The following is a 22,532-nucleotide window of genomic DNA, read 5'->3' as shown; positions in this document are numbered from 1 at the left end:
GGGCGCCGGTGCACCCATCATTACTCCCTCTTATCCCGCTGGCCGCAAGGGGCGCGTGCGTACCAACTGAAGTGGAGACGCGAGGTTCGGCCATTCGTGCCGAGTGCCCTGAGTCGCGGTGCACAGGGGCGTCGACGCGCTGTCTCCTGACACACCGTCCGCTGACGGATGATCAGGTAGCGTATCGCGATGAACACGGCTACGACAGCTAGGAGTTGACGCGTGTCAGGGGCGTCGCGCCCTGGAGTGGCGTGGCGGAGTTCCCGTGTACTCGGCGGGCGCTCCCGTGCACTCTGCGGGCGAAAGTCAACCCGGGGCCCTGGTCACGCTGCTTTCGCGTCTTCACCAGCCAGGAAGGGACGCAGCAGCTTGAGCAGGGCGTGCGGGCGGTGCAGTGGGATGATGTGGCCGCAGTCTTCGATGACGTGGCCGGTGAGATCGTCGGTGACCGGGCGGAGTTGGCGTTCCAGCGCAGCGCCGACGGGCCTGGCGCCCAACGCCATCGTCGGCACCGTCAGGCGGGCGGTGGCGACGGCTTGCTCGATCTGTGCCGCGCTCTGGGGCAGCGCCCGGTAGTACGAGAACGCGCGGCTCAAGGCCTGGCGGCCGGTGTAGGCGCGGACGAAGGCGTCCCGGAGGGCGGGGCGCACCCCGTCGCCGAGCGTGCCGGCGTGCAGAAACCAGTCGACGTAGGCGGCCTCGTGGCCCTCCAGCACGGACTCGGCGAGGCCGGGTGCGGCGGAATGGAAGCCGAACCACCACGGCGGCCCGTCGGCGAGGAAGTCCTCGGCGCCGGGCAGCCTGCCCAGAAGGGACTCCATGACGACCAGGCGCCGGACGAGATGGGGGCGGCGCAGGGCGAGGAGGAAGGCCGGCGCGGTGCCCGCGTCGATGCCCACCACCGCGGCCGAGGACACGCCGAGCGCGGTGAGGAGCGCCGCGGCGTCCTCGGCCAGGGTGCCAGCGTCGTATCCGGAGGCGGCCGAGCCGCTCGCGCCGAACCCGCGCAGGTCCGGCGCGATGACGCGGTAGCGGCCGGACAGGTCGGCCATGACGTCCGTCCACAGCTCCCAGGTGTGCGGGAAACCGTGCAGCAGCAGTACGGCCGGGCCGGATCCGGCGAGAGCGACGTTCAGTTCGACACCGTTGACGGGGACGCGCCGCAGTTCGGGCATGGAGAGGCTCCAAGTGTGTGGTGAGGAATGGTGACCAGGTCACGCTAGGGAACTATCCTGGTCCGTCCAAGACGGCACTTTCCGTTCAGGTGGTGAGCTCCAAGTGACCACATCGAGGCCCGGCGAACCCGGTCGGCGGCGGCCCGGTGAGCGGGGTGATCTGCTGGATCCGTGCTGCCCGACCCGCAAGTTGCTCGACCGCATCGGCACCAAGTGGACGTCGATGGTGGTCAAGGTGCTGGCCGAAGAGGTTCCGGACGGGCTCCGTTTCGCGGAACTGCGGCGCCGTATCCCCGGCATCTCACAGAAGATGCTGTCCGTCACCCTGCAGAGCCTGGTCCGCGACGGCCTGGCCGCGCGCCGAGTGGAACCCACCGTGCCGCCCGCCGTCCACTACCGGCTCACCGAACTCGGCCTGTCCCTCGAAACTCCGCTCTCCGCCCTGCGGGTCTGGGCCGAGACACACATGGCGGAGATCGACCGCAGCAACCAGCTCGCCGACGAGTCACCCCCCAACTAGGGCGTGCGGTTTCGCACCCGTACCGGTGCCCGTGGCGGGATGTTGCGGAGCGATACGGCCCCTGGGCCCGGCCGTACGACCTGTTCCGCGGCCGGCAGCGGAACGGCACCTGGCAGGGGAGCGGTGGACGTGATGGCGTCAGCGCGCGCGGGCGTGGTGCGACATGAGGGGGTGACCCCCAGCGGGTCGGGCAGGGCATCGGGACGGCGATGATTCGCGCGGTCATCGAGCGAACCTGGGCCGAGCACCCGGCGGCGCCGTGCGTTCTCGTCCCCGTGGTGGCAGCGAACCGCGCTTCGTGGAGGGCGCTGGAGAGGGCCGGACTGCGCCGGGTCGGTACCGGGGACTTGGAACCGGATAATCCGGTCGACGACAGGACTCACTACTTCTACCGCGCCGACAGGCCTCAGGCTGACGACTGACGTGCGTCGGGCCCCGGGCGCGTCCGTGCACCCCTATTTCCGTCCCCATCCGCACACCGCCCACGCCCACATCCACGGCAGCCGGTACGCGGTGGCTGCCTGTCTCACGGTCTCCACGGCTGTCGTGAGGGCAGTGCGAGGGCGCTGAGGCTGGCTTCGACGATCTCCTCGGCGGTGAGTTCGCCGCCGTTCAGGTTCAGTTCTTCCACCACGTCCTGTCGTCCTGCCATGAGCCTGCTGGCTCGCCAGGTGCAGGAGAGGGCGGGTTCGTGCCAGGAGATGTTGAGGTAGGTGGTGGCGTCGACCTTCACCACCACTTGCGGGAAGAAGCCGTCCTCGACCGTGCACGTGATGGCCTGGCCGACGTGGTAACCGCGCTGGCGGAGGACCTCCGCGATGCCCCGGACCAGCGCGGCCAGACGGCCGTCGGCAGCGCAGGCCTCAGGGCTTGTCGGCTCCGGGCGTAACCGTTCGCAGGCGACGCCTGGGTTCTGCTTTTCCATACGCGTTTCTCGCTCTCGCTTTCTCCGGAGATCCAAGGTGACGAGACGGCCGTCGTGCGTGCCGCGCGGGGTGCTCGCTGCGCCGAAGTGTGCTGTCGCACCGCCTGGGCGGCTGCTGACAGGGCGCACTCGACTGGTCCGGTCACCGCCTCGCCCCCTGGCCTTGAGCGGGCGGAGCCGGACGTTGCCGCAAAGCGCGTTGCAGAGTGATCACCCGAGTCGTCGTGGTCGTACGCCTAACAAGACCAGACGTACGGCGAGTTAATGGATCGCTACGGTGAACATAGGCGGTCAGGAAGCGCCTTTGTGTGTCAACTTCGGCCGATTCCGCTGAGAAGTGGCTGAGGTTGCCCACCGGACCCGGCAGGCCGCGGCCAGGTGGCCCGGGGCCAGGCCCAGCAGCAGGCCGTGGGATTCGGTGGCGGGCGGGCTCTCGTGGAGGCGGGCCAGCATGCGCAGCACGGAAGCGGCGCCCAGGTCGCCGTCATCGGCGATGCTGGTGAGTGAGGTCTCAAGTGCGGTCTGCGGCAAGGGGTGTGTTGCGGCCAGGGAGTGCAGTGGGGTCGGGCCGCCGGGGTGGACGAGTGCGAAGTCGGGGAGTTCCTGGCCCGGTCGCAGCCAGGGCAGTGCCGCCAGGCCTGGATGGTCTTCGGCGCGGTAGCCCCCGATGTGGGTGGAGGCGTGGCTGTCGTATCGGGCGTACTGCCAGGTCTCGTCGATGTACAGGCCTGGAGTGGCGGGGGCTTGGCTGCTGACGAGTACGGCGGCCGCGCCGTCGCTGACCATGAGGCACCGGACGAGGGCGGCGGGGGAGGGGGCGCCGGAAGCGGAGGCCAACGGCTCGTGGATCCCGGCCGCCACCACCAGGACGGACCTGTCCGCACGTGCCATGTCCTCTGCCACGATCAGCGCGTGCACCGCGCCGGTGGTGGATAAGCCGGTCAGCGGCACGCGCGCGGTGGTGGACGGCAGGCCGAGGGCGAGCACCAGGTCGCTGTCGAGGAACGGATCGTCCTCGGCGGGGGGCGGGTCCTGGACGACCACGAGCCCTCCCACGTCCTGCGCGGCCACCCCGGCGCGCTGCAGCGCGTGGCGGCACGCCTGCTGCATCAGCGTGCGCAGTTGGCCGTGGCGGTCCTGCACCGCGTACGGCTCGGGCGCTTGAGTGTCGGGGCAGGGGTGCGTGCGTCTGCGGCGCCGCCCGGTCACCGCGCGGGCCGCGGCGAGGACGTCCGGGTGTCCGGCGAGTTCGGGGTGGCGCCGACGCAGGGCGGCGGCGATGTCGTCGGTGGTGAGGGCGTACCGTCCGTGCGCGATGCCTGGCGGGCTGACGTAGGTCTGCACGTGTTCTCCTGCTGCTCGCTGAAGCGATCACCCGGCGCGGGCGCGCCGCCGGGCCATGTCGGCACAGCCGCGGGGAGGTGCTGCTCGTAGGTCCAGCGTGCGGCCTGTTCGCCGAGCTGGAGCACGTGCGGGGGCTTGCGGCCGTCGAGGTGAGCGTATTCGGCGCCGGTGACGATGACGACGCGTTCGGGCGCGCCCACGTCCGGGTGGAAGCCGCGCGCCAGGATGTCGGAGGCGGCCCGGTAGAAGGGCCGGCCCTTGGCGTGCCGCTCCTTGATGAGGTGCTCGAGTTCGCTCAAGTAGGCCATATGGTCCCGTACTGCAGTGGGCGTGAGCGCGCGGCCGTGGCCCGGCACGACGAGGGCCGGGTCCAGGTCGAGGACCGTCCGGCAGGCCCGGATCACCGCGGACAGGGGGCCGGTAACGCCCGTGTCCCGGACGTACTTGCAGTCGAACGCGTCGGTGTAGAAGGCCCCACCGGCCACCGCGCCACCCCGCGCGAACGCCCGCCACCGACGCCGCCACCCGCCTGGCCACCGCTCCCGCCCGCTACACCTTCCGTGCCACAGCCGCGGCGGACACCGACACGGTGCGCGCCCGTACCTGGTCCCTGCCCGGCCGCGTCACGGCTGTCGACGAGCACACGGCCCCCTGGACCTCGCCGCGGACAACCCCCGCCACATCGCCGCGCGACTCCTGGACATCGACCTCGAGTCCTGCCAGGAGATCACCGGCAGCCCGGAACTGGCCCCCTACCTGGAGCAGCTGGGACGGCGACTGCTGAGCGCCGCCCGAGGCCTCACCCACGACGGCGCCGGGGACCGGTGAGCACATGCCCCCGGCGCCGCCGGGCCGCGGCCTGCGGGTGGCGCTACTTGGGCGGCAGCTGTGCGGTGACCTCCATGGCCCACCGCAGCCACTCCTCCAGCACGTCGTCGTCCAGCGTCTCCTCCGCGAGGACCACCCAGCCCGCCTGCTCCTTGCCGCGGAACACCAACTGCCTGCTGCCGGGGCGGGAGAGGGCCTCCTCCATCCCGTCCGCGCCGACACGGACCATCAGGCCCTCCTCGTAGAGATTGGCCAGCGCGTTGCCCTGGAGGAGGAAGGTGATCCCGCCGAACATCTTCTTGGCGTTCACCCCTTCCGGCTCCAGGCGTTCCTTGATCCGCTCCGCCAGCACTTCGTCGTACGCCATGACCGTTCACCTTCCCAATGACGTGACACCTGCCCGCGGCAGCAGACCGGCCGACCGGCGCTCGCAGCGCGGCCCTCTGCGCCGCATCCTCACCCCTGCCCAGGCACCGCGCACCTGGGCGGGACCCGTCCGCGGCGCGGGGGCCCCGAGCTGACGGCGCCCAGCCCCCGGGCCGTGCCTCGACGGCGCGCGGGCATCCGGCCGTCAGGCCCGCTCCGGCGCCGCGGAGGCCCCGGCCGCAGCGGGCAGCGCCGGGTTCGGGCACAGGGCCCGGCGCAGGATGTCCTCGCTCGTCGCGGGCGGGTGGCTGCGACGCGGCCGGGCCGCGCAAGGTCAGGCCGTTCATGGCGGCGGTGGCAGCCCGGGCGGTGGACGCGTCGACATAGCGCAGCAGCAGCCCGGTCGTGGCCTGCGTGTACTGGTCGACCCGGCTGCGGCTGGCCACTTCATCGATCTGTTTGATCTCGGATTCGGCGCAGGTGAGGTTGTCGCCCAGTACGGTCTGCGGTCGTGATGGACGATCATGTGCCCAACGGGGCCTGTCGAGGTTGGCCGTTCCTCGGTGGGGTCGGCTGGTGGGGACCGGCGACTGGCATGAGCCCTACCGGCTCGTCGACGCTGACGGTGAGGCCAGTTGGAGGAGATCCGTGACAACCTCGTCCTCCCATTCCGTGCCGGTGGGGGTGCGGTACTCCTCGGCGGGGCGCAGGGTCCTCCGTCGGGTGATGAAGGCGAGGACTTCGCCCAGGGCGTGCCGGATGAGCTCGCCGGACAGGGGGGAGGCCTCGTCGTCGCGCTCAGCTCATCCGCCGTGCCGCGTCGTGCAGGTGGGCGAGCATCCAGAACTCCTCCACCCGTTCGCCCTCTCCGGTCATCGCCGTGGTGAGGGAGCTGACGACGTCCGGGAGCAGGTCCGTCGGGGCCGGAAGGTGGGCGGCGACGCAGCGTGCGAGGACGCCGAAGACGATGGCCTGGCGGAAGAGGCGGTGGGAGGGGCGTTCCCACTCGGGCTCGAACTCCTTGGGCTCGCCGATGAGTAGCGCGCGGGCCTGGGGGAGCGCTTGGTCGTGCGCGGCGGTGAGTTCGTCGCGCAGCCGCTGCCGCCCGGTGGCCGGGAGGGTGTGCGCCGTGAGGGCCGCGGTGGCAAGGGGGTGATGGCGCAGGCCTGCGTGGGTGAGGGCCAGGTCGAGGGCGTGCCGGCGCATCGGCCCCAGCAGCCCGGGCCCCAGGTCGGCCAGGTAGCCGGCGAAGGGCTCCCGCTTGAGCAGGGGGGAGTCGACGAGCCCCTGCCCCAGCAGATACTCCGGCACCGGCGCGATCTCCACGACACGGTGCGGGCCCTTGACCCACGCGTCGTCGAAGCGCACGTCCGTCGCGCGCTCGACCGCCGCCAGGCCTTCGCCCCAGCCGTCACCGTCGGCCAGGTCCAGGCCCTCCAGCAGGGGGTCCCAGGCGTCGGGGCGCGCCCCGAACGGGTCCTCGGGTACGACCATGTCGAGCACGGACTGGATCAGTCCGTCTTCGGCCAGGCTCAGTCGGGACACGGCGTTGACGTTCCAGTAGGCGCTGGCGGTGCGGCCCAGACGGGAGAGCGGGCGCAGCACCTCCTCACGGGACCCCTGATAGCCGTTGTTCTCCACGACGACGACGGTCGGGCCCGACCGGGAGACCAGGATGAGGTTCGTGGCGTAGTGGTTGCGCAGGTCCTCCAGGCGCATGGGGCGGACCCGCTCGGGGTCGCCGCCGAAGAGCCGGATCACGGTGTCCTCGTCGCCACCGCGCACGGCGGTGAAGGTGGCGGCCTCCGCGAGTCCTAAGTGGGTGAGGAGGCCGTCGAGGTGCTGGGGTGAGGTCATGAGGAGATTGTCGCCGCCACCACTGACAACGGCTCTGACGTGCAGCACGCCCTCGTCGGCGTCGGGGACCTCACCGGCGACGGCAGGGCGGACCTGATCGCGCGCGACACCTCCGGAAGCCCGTACCGCCTCGACGGCAAGGGGAACGGCTCGTTCACCGCCCGGAAGAGGATCGCCACGGGATGGGCCGCTGGTGTGGGAGCGGTGGTTCGGACAGCATGCGGCGCATGGACTGGATGCCACTGCTCTCCACGCTGGCCGGTGCGGCGATCGGCATCGCCGCCACTCTGATCGCCGATCGCAACAGGTGGCGGCGCGAGGAAGCACGGTACGCACTCGAACTGCGGCGTGTCGTGTACACCGAGTACGCCTCCGCTCTCAAGGACGCGGGTGAGGAGATACGGGCCGTCGCCCTGGGCGACCACAGGTCCGAGTCGGCGCGTGACGCGGCGGTGCGCGAGGCCTTCCGCGGAACCGGGTTGCACATGGCGAGCGAGCGGCTCTGGCTCGTGGGCCCGCCGCTCGTCGTCGCGGCCGGGAACGAGGCGTTCCACAGCCTGCGGCGACTGCGTGACGCCTACGCCCGCGGGGTGGCGGTCGGCTCCGCCGAGGACGCGGCCTTCATCCGGCAGCGTCGCACGGCAATGGCGGAGATGCGCCGCCTCATGCGGGAGGACCTGGGGATCGGGCCCCTGGGGATCGAATGACCGGCGGCCGGGCTCGGGTCGCCGCGGCGCGGAGAGCGCGTCGGCAGTGCGGTGCGGGAGCTGGTGGTGGGCACTCCTCGCTGTTGATTCCGGCGCCGGTGCTTCTTCGAAGGGGCAGGGAGGGAGCCACCAGGGCCAACCCATCGGTTTCCCTCCAGTGAGGCCTGCTGGAGGGAAACCGAAGGAGGGCGTCTAGCCGGCCACGCGGTCGTAGACGTAGAGGAACCACTTCATCCGGCCGTCAAGGCCGCGCTTGTACTTGCAGTCGGAGTCCTTCCACCAGTGCTTGCGCTCGCCCGCCAGGCCTTCCTTGACGCACGCGCTCTTGGTCCAGTAGGCGCGGTAGAAGGTCCACCCGGAGGCCGCCGCGGAGTCCGCGGTGGCAGGGGCGTCGGCACTCACCGATACCTGGGGCTGGGACGGCGCGTGCGGCGCGGCGTTCGCCACGCCGGCGAAGCCTACGAGGCTGCCGCCGGCCACAGCCACCGTCGCCGCGGCACCTACCAGGTGCTTGCGCCATGCGGAGGACATGGTTCCTTGGACACGATTCACGAAGACTCCTCTGTGGTTGGGGTGTTCCGTAGTGCGAAGCCGTAACGCGTTTGCGCGGACCGGCGTCCGGCGCCACGGTCATGCGGTCGGGCGGGCCGGGGCCCGGCCGGAGCGGCAAGCCGTGGTGGCCGGTGCACTACCGAGTTCACCCGCTGGCGAGTTGTTGCACAGCCCCCTTCCGTGGCGTGAAACAAGCCGAGTCGTGGCCTAAAGGAGGCCATGCCTCTGGCCGGGTGCTGGTTGTGGCTGTGCGAAAGGCGTTCGTAAGCTGTCCGCTGATGATCGTCTGGGCGTCGGGGGGCCAGGGTGGGGCGCAAGGAGAAACCGGTTGATCCCTTGGCGGGGCCGGTGCAGCGCTTCGCATTCGCGTTGCGCGCGCTGCGCCAGGAGGCGGGTGGGATCCCGTACCGGGACATGGCCCCCAAGGCAGGCTTCTCCGCGGCGATGCTGTCGCGGGCCGCGTCCGGGCAGAAGCTGCCGTCCCTGGCGCTGGCCCTGGCGTACGTGCGGGCGTGCGGCGGCGACGAGCGGGAATGGGAGCGGCGCTGGCAGGCCGCTGCCGTGGAGCAGGACGCGCAGCCACCCGCCCTGCACGGCGACGACGCCCCGGCGCCCTATCGCGGCCTGGCCCGGTACGACGTGGGCGACGCGGAGTTGTTCTTCGGGCGTGAAGCACTGACCGGCCATCTGATGGCCAGGGCAGTGGAGCATCGCCTCATGGTGGTGGTGGGCCCGTCCGGCAGCGGCAAGTCGTCCCTGTTGCGGGCCGGGCTCATTCCACGGCTGCGCGGTCTCGAAGGCCGGGCGCGGCCGGCGGCCGTCCGGATCCTGACCCCGGGCGCGTTCCCGGCCCGTACCCACGCGAAGGTGTGCGTACCTGCTGCCGACGAGGGCGACACGTGGTTGGTCGTCGATCAGTTCGAGGAGCTCTTCACCCTCTGCCACGACGCGCGGGAGCGAGCCGCCTTCCTGGAACTGCTCCTGACCGCCACCGATCCGGACAGCCGGTTGCGTGTCGTCCTCGGCGTCCGTGCCGACTTCTACGCGCACTGCCTGGCGCACCCCGACCTCGCCACGGCCCTGCGCGAATCGAGCTTGCCGGTCGGGCCCATGAGCGGCGCCGAGCTGCGCGCGGCGATCGTCAAGCCCGCCCAGGCGGAGGGTCTGATCGTGGAACGTGCCCTGACCGCCCGTCTCATCACGGAGGTCGAGGGCGAGCCCGGGAGCCTGCCCCTGCTCTCGCACGCCCTGCTGGAAACCTGGCGCCGCCGTCGCGGCCGCACGTTGACGGTCGAGGCGTACGAACAGTCGGGCGGCATACGAGGCGCCATCGCCCAGACCGCCGAGGACCTGTACACGCGGATGTCCCCGGCCCGAGCCGCGCACGCCCGCCGCGTCCTCCTGCGGCTGATCGCTCCCGGCGACGGCACCCAGGACACGCGGCGCCCCGTCGACCGCGCCGAGCTGGCCTTCACCGACTCCGACGGCGTCGCTCGCGTGCTGGCCGACCTCGCGGCCTCGCGGCTGATCACCCTGGATGACGACACGGTCGACCTCGCGCACGAAGCGCTCATCACCGCGTGGCCCAGGCTGCGCGAGTGGATCGAGGAGGAACGCGAACGGCTGCGGACCCAACGCCGTCTGACCGAGGCGGCCCGCATCTGGAACGAATCGGACCGCGACCCCGGCACCCTCTACCGCGGCACCCGCCTGGCCGCGGCGGAGGAGCTCCTGGCCGACCCGGCTCAGCTCACCGGCCTGGAACGCTCGTTCGTGACCGCGGGCCGCCTCGCTCACACCCGCGAACACCGCCGCCGTCGCCGACTGCTCGCGGCCCTGGCCGCCGTGCTCGTCCTGGCCCTGGTGGCCGGCGCCGTCGCCTGGCAGCAGAACCGTGTCAACAGCCGCCAGCACCAGGAGGCACAGGCCCGCCGCATCGCCGCCGTCGCCACCGGCATGCGGGCCTCCGACCCCGTCACGGCCATGCGACTGAGCGTGGTCGCCTGGAACCTCGCGGAGACGACGGAGACGCGGGCCGCGCTCCTGGGAGCCGCGGCGCAAAAGGAGCAGGGCGCGTTCCGCATCCCCCGGCCCGGTTCCGCGGAGCCGGGCCACTATCTGACGAGGTCCGGCCGCGAGCTCATCTCCGTCGACAGCAGGCGGATCCGGGTGCGGGACCTGGCGACCGGCCGTCCGACCCACACCTATCGCGGCATTGGGGAACAGGAACCGATGGAGGAAGGGCGCGTGAGCGGTGACGGCCGCACCCTGGCCTTGAACGCCGAGGACGGGGTGCGCCTGTGGGACGTCCGAGCCGGGCGAACCATCGGCACCTTGCCCGACGTAGCGCCGTTGACCTGGGACTTCAGCCCGTCTGGGCGGCTACTGGCGACTGACGACGGCACCCGTGGTGACGTGGAGGCCGTCATGGAGGGGAGCGGCGGAACGGCGGTCGAAGGACCGGAGCAGGCAGTACCCGACGGCGTGACGCAGGTGTGGGACGTCCGCAGCCGCCGCATGCTCCTGCGCCTGACCGACCCTGGGGGCAAGGCGCCCCTCTTGAGCATGGCCATCAGCCCGGACGACAGCCGACTGGCGGTCTGCCGAGAGCGGCGCCGACCAGAGATATGGGACATCCGCGCACAGCGCAGGCTCACCGTGAAGATCAATGCCACGTGTGGTGAAGGACAAGCCGCCTTCACCCCCGACAGCCGCCGACTGGTCCTGTCCACGGACAGCGGCATCCGGCTGTGGGACCTGGCCTCCGGCAGGCGTCTCGCCGGGATCAAAACCCCCGGCGCCGAGGCCCTGCAGGTCAGCGCGGACGGCGATTTCGTCGCCGCCGCGACCGACGACGAGATCCGCCTGTGGCGTTTCTCGACCCCCGGCGCCCCGGTCTTCCGCTACCCGCTGGCCAACGAACGGCCCAGCCAACTGGCGCTCGACACGGCGAATCGCTCCCTCCGGTACGTCAACGGTGGGGGCACCGTGGTCCGCACGCTCAGCCTGGGGCAAGCGACCGCCAAGGGGTGGCGGCAACAGCCGTTGGGGGCCTCCCGGCTGAGTCCCGACGGGCGTACCGTGGCCGCTGTCCGTGAGCATGGCCGGATCCTGGCCCTCGACCTGGTCGACGTACGCAGTGGTCGCACCCGCGGCCCAGGCTTCGGAAGACCTTGCCCGAAACGGTCCGCCGACTGCCAGGACCGCATCGCGTTCAGCGCCGACAGCCGCCGTGCCGCCCATGTGCGGCTCCGGGAAGGGCCCACTTCGACGGACTCGCCGCCTGCACAGATCACCGTGGCGAACACCCGGACGGGCCGCGTCCACGCACGTGTGAACGTACCCGCCGAGGACTTGAGCTGGGTGACGTTCTCCGCCGACAGCCGCACCTTGATCCTTTCCCGCACCTCCATGCACCACTCCCTGGAGTTCTGGGACATCAGGACGCGAAAGCGGCTGAAGACGCTCTCCCGCTTCTACTCCGACAGCCGGTTCACGGCGCGGGGCGACGGAAGGCAGCTGATATCCGAGGGTGGTGACGTGGTCGAACTGCCCTCGGGGCGAGTGAAGCGACAGGTCCTGGCGCCCGACGAACTGGCCGCGCTGGCCTTCAGCTCCGACGGAACCCACCTGGCCGTGGGCGATGTGATGGGCGGCGTCACCTTGTGGGACGGGGACGCGCGCAAGCAGCTCGGCGTACTGCCCGGCCTCTACCCCACCCGCAAAGGCGGCCCGCACGAAACGCTGTCGGCCCTGGCCTTCTCCGCTGACGGCCGCCTCCTCGCGGTCGCCGGTGACGCCGGCACCCTCCACATCTGGGACGTGGCCTCCAGCCAGCTGCTCGGCACCTCCCTCCGTACCCCCGGGGACACCATCACCTCTCTGGCCTTCAGCCCGGACAGCCACACGCTGTACGCCACAGGGCGGCATGTGCGACTCCAGCAGCACGACATCGATCCCGCGAGCCTGATCGCCCAGGTGTGCCGACGAGCCGGATCCGGCCTGTCACGCGCAGACTGGGCGACCCACCTGCCAGGCATCGCCTACCGCGACACCTGCTGAACTGCCCTCCCCGGAGCACGGGGCCGGCGCGGGGGACGTGAGGTGGACGAGTCGGCCCGCGAGCATGGCGCCGCACCACGAGTACTTCTTGGACAGGCCGAGCTGCCCCGGCCGGAAGCCCGCCGAATCCGTCATGGAGCAGGGGACGGTGCCCCGCTCGCCCGGGAGGTGCCGGGCTCCCTCGGGTAGCCGGACAGCTCAGGGACGTCGAGTACTGGGAGATCGGGCAGCTCCGGGAAGTCGATCTCCGGGAGGTCGGGCAGTTCAGGGACGTCGAGTACCGGGATGTCGGGCAGCTCCGGGAAGTCGGGCGGTGCGGGCGGTGCCGGCGGGGCTGGTCGCGGTGCCCAGGCCAGATCGATCCGGCCGTTGCCGCCTGCGCCGCCCGAACCTCGGAAGTAGTCGGGAGCGGCTTGCCCGTCCTGTCCGCCTGCTCCGCCCGACCCGTAGGTGCCCGGTTGTCCGTGGTGGCCGGGGTGGTCGGCCTCGTTCGCGCGCTCGGCGCCGTGCCCGTATCCGCCCCCGCCTCCACCACCGCCTCCGCCGATCCCTCCGTGGCCGCTGCTGCCGCTTCCGCCGTTGCCACCGTCGCCGCCGCGGTTCCTCAGGGCGCCTTTGTACGGGGGGAGACCAGCGGTGCCTCTGGTACCTGCTGTGCCGGGCCTGGCACGGGTCACTCTCTCGTTGGAGTAGCGGATGTCGCCGTGACGGAAGCATCCGGCACTTCCGAAAGCGCTGCCTCGGGCGCCCGCGGCGCCACCGCCGCCGTTGGAGCCCGCGAAGAACAGGATCGCGTCAGTACCGTTGCCGCCGTCTCCGCCGTTGCCACCGCGGCCTCCACCGGCCGCCACGGCCAGCTGGGTCCCGAACGCCGTCGGTTGTCCGGGGTCGACCCTGTCGATGCGGGTGGTGCGGGCATCCAGGGCCTGGCCGGTGCCCGAGCCGACCGTGATCCGCAGGACCTGCCCGCCGCGCAGCCCGGTCAGTTCGCACTCGGCGTAGTCACCGGCTTGCCCGCCGCCGCCCCCACCGCCACCGCCGCCGCCCCCACCGCTAGCGGCGTTGGACGAGCCGCCGCTGCCCCCGTTCCCGCCATTGCCGCCCGGCCCACCGGCTCCCCACACCCGTACCGTCAGGGTGTCGGCCCCCTCTGGCACCGTGAAATCCTGCGTGCCCGGTTCGGTGAACGACTGTGTTCCCTCGGGGGCCAACTGCCGGGCGGAGGCCACTGGCGGCGACAGCACTCCTGACACCGCCAGCCCTGAAACCATCACGGCAACAACAGGGAACCGTCTCACAGAACCTCCCAAGCCTCCGTGACCTGGCCAGGCCTCGGTGACCTGCGCTTTTCGAGCCACACACCGACCGTAGGCTCCCTGCAGGCCCAGGAGACTCCTGAGATCCGCCATCCGGGTTCAGCTGCTGGAGACCGGGCCCGTATACGGACGGGCCGCACGACCCGGTACGTGGGGCACCACCTTGAGCCTGCCGCCTCCCGCCGACAGCATGGGCACTCCAGATCCTCACGAGGCCGTCCTGGAGGGGCGATGGAGAAGCGGAACTGGCTCATCACCGGCGTCAGTACGGGCCTTGGGCGCGCCTTCGCCCAGGCCGCCCTGTCCGCCGGGCACACCGTCGTCGGAACCGTCCGTTCGGAGAAGGACCTGCGAGCCTTCGAAGAGCTGAAACCCGGGCAGGCTCACGGCCGCCTCCTGGACGTGACCGACGACGACGCCGTCCCCGGGGTGGTCACGGAAGTGGAAGAGGGCGTCGGCCCCCTGGACGTCGTCATCGCCAACGCGGGGTTCGGCCTGGAGGGCACCTTCGAGGAAACCCCGCTGGCCGAGGTGCGGCGGCAGTTCGAGGTCAACGTGTTCGGGACGATGGCCACCCTGCAGGCGGCGCTGCCCCACATGCGCCGACGCCGCCGCGGGCACCTGATGGCCGTCACCTCCATGGGCGGGCTCATGGCCGTGCCCGGCATGTCCGCTTACTGCGGCAGCAAGTTCGCGCTGGAAGGCGTTCTGGAGGCGCTCGGCAAGGAGGTGGCACAGTTCGGGATCCATGTGACGGCGATCGAGCCCGGCTCCTTCCGCACCGACTGGGCCGGACGGTCCATGACGCGCGCCGCGCGCTCCATCGCGGACTACGACGAGCTGTTCACCCCCATCCGTGCGGCGCGGCAGAGGGCCAGCGGAAACCAACTGGGCAATCCGGCCAAGGCCGGGGAAGCCGTCGTGCACATCGCCTCGGTCGAGCGGCCACCCGCCCACCTCCTCCTGGGCTCGGACGCACTGCGCCTGGTCACCGCCGCGCGCACGGCCGTGGACGAGGACATCCGCGCATGGGAGACGCTCTCCCGTACGACGGACTTCGCCGAAGGCGCTCAGCTCTGACACCCGGCCACCACCCTGTGAACGGCGGTCGTACCTGAGGCGGGGCTATTGTGATGTGCATGGCAAAGGGGAGTGTCGGCCACCCCTTCGACTGCGGCCTCGAAGGGCTCGCGCGAAGAAGGGAGTCACGGCCGCGACGCAGAAGAAGCACTGCTAGTTGGTCGTGTGGGTGGGGTACACCTGAACGTCTGTGTAAGCGCCCTTGATGGCCCCCGCGCCCGCGGGCCACTTCAGGCTCACGCTGTGGGTCTCGTTCGGGGGCGTCACCAGGAGGTTGGTCGGGGAAGCGAGGCTGTCGCCGCTGGGGTCGATGGTGTAGGCGAGGTTGAAGACGGCGGCGTCGCCGGGCTTCAAGGTGGTGATGCGGGGCTGGGCGTGGCCGCGCTCGATGGGGTTCGAGGTGTTGTCGGCGTCCTTGATGTCGACGCCCGCGAAGCCCGTGGCGGAGCAGGTGGTCGAACCCCGGTTGACCATGGTGACGTCGATCCTGCCGGACTCCGCGTCGGGCGCGGCGTCCGCGGCGTCGATGGCCAGGTCCCGCGTCTTGCAGAACGTGACCTTGCCGCCGGTCTTCGCCGCGCCCTTCGCGGCTGCCCCCGCCCCGGCGTCCCCGCCGGAGCCCGCCTTCGCGCTGCCCGCCTCCGAGCCGGAGCCCTTGCCGCCCTCCGACTTCGAGCCACCCTCCGATGACGATGACGATGACGATGACGAAGAGGACGAGGAGGATGAAGAGGACGGGGAGCCCTTGGTGGAAGAGCCCTTGCCGGAGTCGTCGCCACAGGCCGTGAGCGAGAGGGTGGCGGCGAGGCTGATGGCGGCGAGAGCGGTGACTCGGGTGTGCTGCACGGTTCCCCCAGAAGTGGCGCGGTGCATGTCATGCGGTCGGAAGCATTTGTATCTCGCACCGAGTCACCGGCGGTCGTCCGCGCAGTCTTCGTTGTGTCACAGGCGTACCGGCCTCACGGGAGGGGCCGAACGACCAGGGCGGTCGGCGTGGTTGCCGCGTCTGCGCCGACCCGGCGGGCCGTCCGGTCCGCCTGTGTCGTGCCCGACGTGCTCAGTTCGCGCGCAGCCCCGGCAGCACCTCGCTGCGGTAGAAGTCGAAGAAGCCCTGCTGCTCCGGGCCGATCTGGCCCACGTACACCTCGTCGAATCCGGCGTCGGCGTACGCGGAGAGGGCGCGGGCGTGTTCGTGCACGGCGTCGCCGCAGACCGTGCCCTCGGCCACGGACTCCCGGGTGACGAGGGTCGACGCCTGTTCGAAGTGGGCGGGGGTGGGAAGCACCTGCCCGAGCTCGCCGGGCAGGAACTGGGTGGGCCACATCCGGTGCACCGTCTTGACGGCCTCCTCGCGGTCGGTGCCCCAGCACACCTTGAGGCCGCCGAGGACCGGCTTGTGACCGCCTCCCGAACGGCGGAACTGGCCGACCAGCTCCTCGTCCGGCGTCATCGTGACGAACCCGTCGCCGATCCGCCCGGCCAGGGCGGCGGCCTTGGGGCCGAACCCCGACACGTGGATCGGCACCGGCTCGTCCGGGACCGTGTACAAGCGGGCGTTCTCCACGGTGTAGTGGCGGCCCCGGTGGGTGACTTCGTCCCCGGTCAACAGGTTCCGCATGACCTGCACGGCTTCTTCGAGCATCTCCAGACGGACGTCCGCGGCGGGCCACGCGTCACCCAGGACGTGCTCGTTGAGTGCCTCCCCGGTGCCCACGCCGAACCGGAAGCGGTTCTGGGTGATCACACCTGCGGTCGCGGCGGCCTGGGCGTTCACCGCCGGATGCATCCGCACGGTGGGACAGGTCACGAACGTGGTCACGGGCAGCGACGTCACCTGGGCGAGCGCGCCGATCACGGTCCAGACGAAGGCGCTCTGGCCCTGCTCGTCGATCCACGGGTGGTAGTGGTCGGAGATGGCCAGGCAGTCGAAACCGGCCTGCTCCGCGGACCGGGCCTGGTCGAGCAGCTGCGCGGGCGAGAACTCCTCGCTCGCCAGGAAGTATCCGTAACGCGTCATCATGTGCTCCTCATCAGACGGCTCACTCTGCTCCCGCGAACGTGACGCCCTGAGCACGGACGACGCGCGCGCCCATGTTCGTGCGCATCATTTCCAGGGCGGCGTCGGCGAGTTCGGGATGGATCGACGCCACGGCGTCGGAGACGACCGTCACGTCCAGGTGCCGGATGTGGGCGTCGAGCGCCGAGTACAGCACGCACTGCTCGGTCACTTGACCGCACAGGATCACGTGGCGCACTCCCAGCTCCCACAGCAGATAGGACAGCGGAGTCTCGTAGAAGATCGAGTGTCGTGCCTTCACCACGAACAGCGCCTCGTCGTCCGGCACGATCGGCGCGACGAGGTCCGCGTGCGGACCGGCCAGGGCCGCGTCGACGATTTCGCCGTGGTGGGAGCGCCACTGCCCGAAGTTGTCGTTGACGTACACCACCGGGGCGCCACGGGCCCGTGCCGCGGCGAGGAGGTCGGTCACGACCGGCACGATCTTCCGCGCCGCGGGCAGGAGCCGCTCGGCGTCCTCGTGGTCGTACATGTTGATCATGTCGATCACGATCAGGGCCGACAGCGCGTCGGTGTCCGGCACGGCGGTGGTCATGGCGCGCGCCGCTCCAGGCGGGCGCGTTGTGGCTCCACCGTGTACTTCGGGTCGAGGGCCGAGGCCATCCCGGCCTCGAACACCCCGAACCGCGTGCACGCGGAGCCCGCGAGCAGCGCCAGGCCGGAGGCGATCGCGACGGGCCGCCGGCCGCCCGCGAAGGCGGCGCCCGCGGCCCCGGCGACCGTGAGCCCCCGCGCCGTCCGCAGCAGGACGCCCGCCCGGCCCCGCCGGTACGTCTCGGCGACGACGCCGAGACGCCGCTCGGCCGCCTTGACGACCACGGTGTCCGCGAGCGCGGCGAGCCCGGCGGCGCGGCGTGCGGGGGCGTTCTCCCGCACGGGACCCACGACGAGGGCCATACCGGCGGCAGCGGCCGCCGCCGACGCGGTGAAGAGGTAGGGCAGTTCGCGATGGGCGCCGTGCCACGCGGGCACCGCAGTGTCCGCGGCCAGGACGCCGGTGTACGCGGCGACGGCCGGCCCGAGCAGGGCCGCCGCTCCCGTGGCCACGGCCCCGGCCCCGGGCAGCCGCCGGGTGACGGCACTGGCCGCGGCCGCTCCCGCGGCGGGGCCGTACACGCTCAGCAGCCAGGAGCCCATGCTCATCGGCGAGGTGGGTTTGAAGACCCTCAGCATGTGCGCGAAGCGGGCCGGCCGGCCCAGGTCGTGGATGAGCGCGGCGACGGAGAGGGAGACACCGGCCAGCGAGGAGACCTTCAGCGCGGTCGCCGTGCGCGGGCGCCCGGTGAGCTGGGCGGCCGCGGCGAACACGGAGCCCGCACCGGCCAGGCCGCCGAAGAAGAAGTACCCCGCGATGTCGGGAGCCGCCCACGAGGGCGCCTTGATGACGGGGCGGCCGTAGTAGGAGTCGAACTCGGCCTCGGGCACCATGAGCTGTTCGCCACGGCGCCCTCGGCGGCGCCCGCCCACCGCGGGCTTCCCGGACGTCACGGCCGCCTCCTGCCGACGAGCGCGAACGCCGCCGCCACGCCGCCCAGGAGCGACAGCGCGGCCCCGGCCGCGTGCTTCCACATGGCGGGCAGGTCCCGGGTCGTGACCACGGGGTCCGGCGGCAGCCCGTACACCTCGGGCCGGTCCAGGAGCAGGAAGAACGCGCCGCCCCCGCCCACACCGTCCTCGGGGTCGTGACCGTAGAGGCGAGCGCCGTCCACGCCCGCCTCGTGCAGCTCGTCGACGCGCAGCGCGGCCCGCTCCCGCAGCTCGTCGAGAGGCCCGAACCGGATCGACTCGGTGGGGCAGGCCTTTGCGCACGCGGGCTCCTGGCCCGCGCCCAGGCGGTCGTAGCACAGGGTGCACTTGAAGGCGCGCCCGTCGTGGGGTCGCTGCTCGATGACGCCGTAGGGGCAGGCGGGCACGCAGTAGCCGCAGCCGTTGCAGATGTCCTCCTGGACCACCACCGTCCCGAACTCGGTGCGGAACAGCGAACCGGTCGGGCACACGTCGAGGCAGGCGGCGTGCGTGCAGTGCTTGCAGACGTCCGACGACATCAGCCAGCGCATGTCCGTGGAGGACGCCGCCTCTGAAGGTTCGGAGGACGCCGTCCCGGAAGGTTCGGAGGACGCCGTCCCGGAAGGTCCGGGGGACGCCGTCCCGGAAGGTCCGGGGGACGTGGCTCCGGAAGGTCCAGGCGCGGGCCCCTTCGCGGAATCGGCCTCGACCAGGGGGAGCCGCGTGCGCCCCCGCGGCGCGGCGGCCTGCTCGATGAAGGCGACGTGCCGCCAGCTGGACGCGCCGAGCGCCTGCGTGTTGTCGTACGACATGCCGGTGAGGGACAGGCCGTCCTCGGGAAGGGCGTTCCACTCCTTGCACGCCACCTCGCAGGCCTTGCATCCGATGCACACGGACGTGTCGGTGAAGAACCCGACCCTTTCCTCGCTCATGTCCGGGGCTCCGTTCCGGTGGTGTCACTGATGCCCGCGCGGCGGCGGTAGTCGGCGACCAGACGCGGCAGCGCGGGCCCGCGGGGGCGGCGGCCGGGGCGGATGTCGGCCGTGAGCGCCTTGTCCTCCTGGATGTGCGCGTTGGGGTCGAGGGCCATGGCGACGAGTTCGTTGGCGGCGTCGCCGGTGACCACGCCGTTGGGACCCCAGTGGAAGGGCAGGCCGATCTGGTGGACGGTGCGGCCCTGGACCGTCAGCGGACGCATGCGTCCGGTGACCAGGACGCGCGCCTCGATGGCGTTGCGGGCGGTGACGAGCGTCGCCCAGCCCCCGTGCTCCAGACCGCGCTCGGCGGCGAGCGCGGGGGAGACCTCACAGAACAACTCCGGCTGCAGCTCGGCCAGATACGGCGACCAGCGGCTCATGCCACCGGCCGTGAAGTGCTCGGTCAGGCGGTGGGTGGTGACGACGTACGGGTAGACGTCCGCGCCCGGGGCGCTGCCGCTGGGGTGGTAGCGGTTGCCGTCACGCGACAGGAGCTGCCGCACAGGGGAGCGAGGCGTCCGTGGGTACAGCGCGTTGTCGAAGGGCGAGTCCTGGGGTTCGTAGTGGGTGGGCAGGGGGCCGTCCTCCAGGCCCGCGGGCGCGTACAGCCAGCCCTTGCCGTCCGCCTGCATGATGAAGGGATCGTCGCCGCGCAGGGCGTCCGCGCCCGTGGCGCCCTCGTCCGGTACGTGACCGGGCGGGCGGTCCGGGACGAAGTCCGGGACGTCGTGGCCGGTCCACCGGCCGGCCTCCGGGTCCCAGCACACGCAGGCCTTCCGCTCGCTCCACGGCGTGCCGTCGGGGGCGGCCGAGGCCCGGTTGTAGAGGATGCGGCGGTTGGCGGGCCAGGACCAGGCCCACTGCGCGGCCACCCAGTCCTGCTCGGCCTGCGGCCGCTTGCGGGCCGCCTGGTTGACGCCGTCGGCGTACACCCCGCAGTAGATCCAGCAGCCGCAGCGCGTCGAGCCGTCGTCCCTCAGCTCCGTGTACGCGGACAGCGGAGCACCGTCCGGGCCATGGCCGTTGATCTCGGCGAGCACCGCGTCGGCGACGGGTTCGTCCAGCGGTCCGGCCACGGGATAGTCCCAGGCGAGGTCGAGGACGGGACGGTCCATCGGGTCGTCGGAACCCGCCAGCTTCTCGCGGACGCGGCGGCCCAGGTGGTACGTGAACCACAGGTCGCTCCGGGCGTCGCCCTCGGGCTCCACGGCCGCGTGGTGCCACTGGACCCACCGGTTGGTGTTGGTGAAGGAACCGGACTTCTCGGTGTGGGCCGCGGCCGGGAAGAAGAACACCTCCGTGCCGATGTCCCGCGTACGCAGCTCGCCGCTCTCGATCTCCGGCCCGTCCTGCCACCAGGTGGCCGACTCGATGAGGGAGAAGTCACGGACCACGAGCCAGTCGAGCTCGGCCATGCCCAGGCGCTGCAGACGGGTGTTGGCCGAGCCGACCGCCGGGTTCTCCCCCATCAGGAAGTAGCCCTTGCAGACGCCGTCGAGCTGGGCAAGGACCGTGTCGTAGGTGGAGTGCGAGCCGGTGATCCGGGGGAGGTGGTCGAAGCAGAAGTCGTTCTCGGCCCGCGCGGCGTCCCCGTAGTAGGCCTTCAGCAGGCTCACGAAGTACGCCCGCATGTCCGCCCAGAAGCCCTTCTCCGTGCGCGAGGACGCGATGAAGCCGTCGAGGTCCAGGTGCTGGTGGGCGTGGGGCATCGGCAGATAGCCGGGCAACAGGTTGAACAGGGTCGGGATGTCGCTGGACCCCTGGATGGACGCATGGCCGCGCAGCGCCTGGATCCCGCCGCCGGGCCGTCCGATGTTGCCGAGGAGGAGCTGGAGGATGCTCGCGGTGCGGATGTACTGCGAACCGGTGGTGTGCTGGGTCCAGCCGACCGCGTAGACGAAGCAACTGGTGCGGTCCGGGCCCGAGTTGTCGGTCAGCGCGTCACACACCCGCAGGAACGTCTCGCGCGGCACCCCGCACACGCTCTCCACCAGGTCGGGCGTGTAGCGGGCGAAGTGGCGCCTGAGCACCTGGAACACACAGCGCGGGTGCTGGAGCGTCGGGTCGCGGGGCGCGTCCGGCGCGGTGGGGGCGCCGCCGGAGCCGTGGGTCTCCGCGCCGCCCGCGGCGTGCACACGGTCGTGGTACTGCTCGTCGACCTCACCGGTCGGCTGCTGTACCTGCACGCCCTCGTACTGCCAGCTGTGCTGGTCGTAGTGGCGCCTGTCCTCGTCCAGGCCGGAGAAGACGCCGTCCAGGTCCTCGGTGTCGCGGAAGTCCTCGCTCACCAGCGTGGCGGCGTTGGTGTAGTGCAGGACGTACTCGCGGAAGTACTTCTCCTCGGTCAGGACGTGGTTGACGATCCCGCCGAGGAAGGCGATGTCGCTCCCCGCCCGCAGCGGCACGTACAGATCGGCGAGCGCGCTCGTGCGCGTGTAGCGGGGGTCCACATGGATGACGGTCGCGCCGCGGGCCTTGGCCTCCATCACCCACTGGAAGCCCACCGGATGCGCTTCGGCGTAGTTCGAGCCCTGGATGACGATGCAGTCGGAGTGCTGCTGGTCCTGCATGAAGGTGGTGGCGCCGCCGCGGCCGAAGGACGCGCCGAGACCGGCGACCGTGGAGCTGTGGCACACCCGGGCCTGGTTCTCCACCTGTACGACCCCGAGGCCGGTGAGGAGCTTCTTGATCAGGTAGTTCTCCTCGTTGTCGAGCGTGGCCCCGCCCAGGCTCGCGATGCCCATGGTGCGGGCCGTGCGCACGCCGTCCCGCTCCCACTCCCAGGTGGCGCGGCGGGTCGCGACGACCCGGTCGGCCACCATGTCCATGGCCGTGTCGAGGTCGAGCGGCTCCCACTCGGTGCCGTGGGGGCGCCGGTGGAGCACCTGGTGGCGGCGGGCCGCCCCGGTGGTCAGCTGTAGCGTCGCGGAGCCCTTCGGGCACAGTCGGCCGCGGCTCACGGGGGAGTCGGGGTCCCCCTCGATCTGCACGACCTTGTCGTCCTTGACGTACACCTGCTGGCCGCAGCCGACGCCGCAGTACGGGCAGATGGACTGGGTCACCCGCTCCGCCGTCTCGGTACGCGACCGCAGCCCGGCGGTCCGCTCCGACACGGCAGCGCTGCCTCGGCCCGAACGGTCGCCCCCCGTCAGCTGCCGGTAGACGGGCCAGGCGCGAAATCGGTCGGTGACACCCATACGGACTCCCAGGAAGACGCGGGCCGAGGACGGGTCAGTGCCG

At 71.6% G+C, this 22,532-nt stretch carries 18 protein-coding genes and 1 pseudogene; 6 read left to right on the top strand and 13 right to left on the bottom strand.

Annotation, left to right across the window (positions count from 1 at the left end; all coding sequences use genetic code 11):
• Window positions 1-323 precede the first annotated feature (323 nt).
• Entirely contained in the window at window positions 324-1,175 is an 852-nt protein-coding gene (locus tag C9F11_RS01725; protein WP_138957553.1) for an alpha/beta hydrolase, read from the bottom strand.
• 103 nt (window positions 1,176-1,278) lie between these two features.
• Between C9F11_RS01725 and C9F11_RS01720 the strand changes: the two genes are divergently transcribed.
• On the top strand, window positions 1,279-1,695 hold the full coding sequence (locus C9F11_RS01720; protein ID WP_138957552.1) for a helix-turn-helix domain-containing protein: 417 nt from the start codon (window positions 1,279-1,281) through the stop codon (window positions 1,693-1,695).
• A gap of 182 nt (window positions 1,696-1,877) precedes the next feature.
• Window positions 1,878-2,117: pseudogene (locus C9F11_RS01710) on the top strand (GNAT family protein); the annotation flags it as partial.
• 104 nt (window positions 2,118-2,221) lie between these two features.
• Here C9F11_RS01710 and C9F11_RS01705 read toward each other — a convergent pair.
• The 3 genes from C9F11_RS01705 to C9F11_RS01695 form a co-directional block, all read right to left on the bottom strand.
• Complete coding sequence (locus tag C9F11_RS01705; protein ID WP_138957550.1) at window positions 2,222-2,620, bottom strand: hypothetical protein; 399 nt, start codon at window positions 2,618-2,620, stop codon at window positions 2,222-2,224.
• A 291-nt stretch (window positions 2,621-2,911) separates the two neighbouring features.
• Window positions 2,912-3,964, bottom strand: coding sequence for a hypothetical protein (locus C9F11_RS01700; protein ID WP_138957549.1), 1,053 nt, complete (start codon window positions 3,962-3,964; stop codon window positions 2,912-2,914).
• Window positions 3,965-4,835: 871 nt separating this feature from the next.
• Entirely contained in the window at window positions 4,836-5,159 is a 324-nt protein-coding gene (locus tag C9F11_RS01695) for a TfoX/Sxy family protein (protein WP_138957548.1), read from the bottom strand.
• Window positions 5,160-5,439: 280 nt separating this feature from the next.
• Between C9F11_RS01695 and C9F11_RS01690 the strand changes: the two genes are divergently transcribed.
• Window positions 5,440-5,673 (top strand): hypothetical protein, encoded by a 234-nt coding sequence (locus C9F11_RS01690; RefSeq protein WP_138957547.1) that lies wholly within the window; start codon window positions 5,440-5,442, stop codon window positions 5,671-5,673.
• Window positions 5,674-5,956: 283 nt separating this feature from the next.
• On the opposite strand, the gene C9F11_RS49625 is transcribed toward C9F11_RS01690, so the two are convergent.
• Complete coding sequence (locus tag C9F11_RS49625; RefSeq protein WP_138957546.1) at window positions 5,957-7,015, bottom strand: DUF6461 domain-containing protein; 1,059 nt, start codon at window positions 7,013-7,015, stop codon at window positions 5,957-5,959.
• Window positions 7,016-7,242: 227 nt separating this feature from the next.
• On the opposite strand from C9F11_RS49625, the gene C9F11_RS01680 reads away from it, so the two are divergent.
• The gene (locus C9F11_RS01680; protein WP_249401546.1) at window positions 7,243-7,722 is read left to right on the top strand and encodes a hypothetical protein; all 480 of its coding nucleotides are present in this window, start codon (window positions 7,243-7,245) and stop codon (window positions 7,720-7,722) included.
• A gap of 192 nt (window positions 7,723-7,914) precedes the next feature.
• On the opposite strand, the gene C9F11_RS01675 is transcribed toward C9F11_RS01680, so the two are convergent.
• Entirely contained in the window at window positions 7,915-8,253 is a 339-nt protein-coding gene (locus C9F11_RS01675) for a hypothetical protein (protein ID WP_138957545.1), read from the bottom strand.
• A gap of 435 nt (window positions 8,254-8,688) precedes the next feature.
• Between C9F11_RS01675 and C9F11_RS01670 the strand changes: the two genes are divergently transcribed.
• Window positions 8,689-12,336, top strand: coding sequence for a DNA-binding protein (locus tag C9F11_RS01670; protein WP_249401545.1), 3,648 nt, complete (start codon window positions 8,689-8,691; stop codon window positions 12,334-12,336).
• A gap of 131 nt (window positions 12,337-12,467) precedes the next feature.
• Here the strand turns inward: C9F11_RS01670 and C9F11_RS47205 are convergent, their stop codons facing one another.
• Window positions 12,468-13,493, bottom strand: coding sequence for a hypothetical protein (locus tag C9F11_RS47205; RefSeq protein WP_171075604.1), 1,026 nt, complete (start codon window positions 13,491-13,493; stop codon window positions 12,468-12,470).
• A 390-nt stretch (window positions 13,494-13,883) separates the two neighbouring features.
• On the opposite strand from C9F11_RS47205, the gene C9F11_RS01655 reads away from it, so the two are divergent.
• Window positions 13,884-14,732: an oxidoreductase gene (locus tag C9F11_RS01655; protein WP_138957542.1), complete on the top strand. Its 849-nt coding sequence runs from the start codon at window positions 13,884-13,886 to the stop codon at window positions 14,730-14,732.
• Between the two features lie 153 nt (window positions 14,733-14,885).
• Here C9F11_RS01655 and C9F11_RS01650 read toward each other — a convergent pair whose 3' ends face one another.
• From C9F11_RS01650 to fdh, 6 genes are all read right to left on the bottom strand, one after another.
• The gene (locus tag C9F11_RS01650) at window positions 14,886-15,578 is read right to left on the bottom strand and encodes a DUF4232 domain-containing protein (RefSeq protein ID WP_138957541.1); all 693 of its coding nucleotides are present in this window, start codon (window positions 15,576-15,578) and stop codon (window positions 14,886-14,888) included.
• Between the two features lie 211 nt (window positions 15,579-15,789).
• Complete coding sequence (locus tag C9F11_RS01645; protein WP_138957540.1) at window positions 15,790-16,749, bottom strand: TIGR03557 family F420-dependent LLM class oxidoreductase; 960 nt, start codon at window positions 16,747-16,749, stop codon at window positions 15,790-15,792.
• A 22-nt stretch (window positions 16,750-16,771) separates the two neighbouring features.
• Window positions 16,772-17,344, bottom strand: a complete 573-nt coding sequence (locus C9F11_RS01640) for an isochorismatase family cysteine hydrolase (protein WP_138957539.1) — start codon at window positions 17,342-17,344, stop codon at window positions 16,772-16,774.
• Entirely contained in the window at window positions 17,341-18,237 is an 897-nt protein-coding gene (gene nrfD, locus C9F11_RS01635; RefSeq protein ID WP_138965890.1) for an NrfD/PsrC family molybdoenzyme membrane anchor subunit, read from the bottom strand. Before nrfD ends, C9F11_RS01640 begins: the two co-directional genes overlap by 4 nt.
• Before the next feature lie 56 nt (window positions 18,238-18,293).
• Window positions 18,294-19,247: a 4Fe-4S dicluster domain-containing protein gene (locus C9F11_RS01630; RefSeq protein ID WP_138957538.1), complete on the bottom strand. Its 954-nt coding sequence runs from the start codon at window positions 19,245-19,247 to the stop codon at window positions 18,294-18,296.
• Entirely contained in the window at window positions 19,244-22,489 is a 3,246-nt protein-coding gene (fdh, locus tag C9F11_RS01625) for a formate dehydrogenase (protein WP_138957537.1), read from the bottom strand. The genes C9F11_RS01630 and fdh overlap by 4 nt, the downstream gene beginning before the upstream one ends.
• Between the last annotated feature and the right edge of the window lie 43 nt (window positions 22,490-22,532).

Origin of the sequence: Streptomyces sp. YIM 121038 (assembly GCF_006088715.1) — a bacterium.
Lineage (GTDB): Bacteria > Actinomycetota > Actinomycetes > Streptomycetales > Streptomycetaceae > Streptomyces.
The sequence above is the reverse complement of the archived record's forward strand: the minus strand, read 5'-3'. Positions and strand labels throughout refer to the sequence as shown.

What these genes read in the sequence shown, in the direction of transcription:
- fdh (WP_138957537.1), bottom strand. Translation starts at nt 22,489, where the DNA reads ATGGGTGTCACCGACCGATTTCGCGCCTGGCCCGTCTACCGGCAGCTG.
- C9F11_RS01680 (WP_249401546.1), top strand. Translation starts at nt 7,243, where the DNA reads ATGGACTGGATGCCACTGCTCTCCACGCTGGCCGGTGCGGCGATCGGC.
- C9F11_RS01670 (WP_249401545.1), top strand. Translation starts at nt 8,689, where the DNA reads ATGGCCCCCAAGGCAGGCTTCTCCGCGGCGATGCTGTCGCGGGCCGCG.
- C9F11_RS01690 (WP_138957547.1), top strand. Translation starts at nt 5,440, where the DNA reads ATGTCCTCGCTCGTCGCGGGCGGGTGGCTGCGACGCGGCCGGGCCGCG.
- nrfD (WP_138965890.1), bottom strand. Translation starts at nt 18,237, where the DNA reads ATGGTGCCCGAGGCCGAGTTCGACTCCTACTACGGCCGCCCCGTCATC.
- C9F11_RS01655 (WP_138957542.1), top strand. Translation starts at nt 13,884, where the DNA reads ATGGAGAAGCGGAACTGGCTCATCACCGGCGTCAGTACGGGCCTTGGG.
- C9F11_RS01705 (WP_138957550.1), bottom strand. Translation starts at nt 2,620, where the DNA reads ATGGAAAAGCAGAACCCAGGCGTCGCCTGCGAACGGTTACGCCCGGAG.
- C9F11_RS01640 (WP_138957539.1), bottom strand. Translation starts at nt 17,344, where the DNA reads ATGACCACCGCCGTGCCGGACACCGACGCGCTGTCGGCCCTGATCGTG.
- C9F11_RS49625 (WP_138957546.1), bottom strand. Translation starts at nt 7,015, where the DNA reads ATGACCTCACCCCAGCACCTCGACGGCCTCCTCACCCACTTAGGACTC.
- C9F11_RS01695 (WP_138957548.1), bottom strand. Translation starts at nt 5,159, where the DNA reads ATGGCGTACGACGAAGTGCTGGCGGAGCGGATCAAGGAACGCCTGGAG.
- C9F11_RS01675 (WP_138957545.1), bottom strand. Translation starts at nt 8,253, where the DNA reads ATGTCCTCCGCATGGCGCAAGCACCTGGTAGGTGCCGCGGCGACGGTG.
- C9F11_RS01630 (WP_138957538.1), bottom strand. Translation starts at nt 19,247, where the DNA reads ATGAGCGAGGAAAGGGTCGGGTTCTTCACCGACACGTCCGTGTGCATC.
- C9F11_RS01645 (WP_138957540.1), bottom strand. Translation starts at nt 16,749, where the DNA reads ATGACGCGTTACGGATACTTCCTGGCGAGCGAGGAGTTCTCGCCCGCG.
- C9F11_RS01725 (WP_138957553.1), bottom strand. Translation starts at nt 1,175, where the DNA reads ATGCCCGAACTGCGGCGCGTCCCCGTCAACGGTGTCGAACTGAACGTC.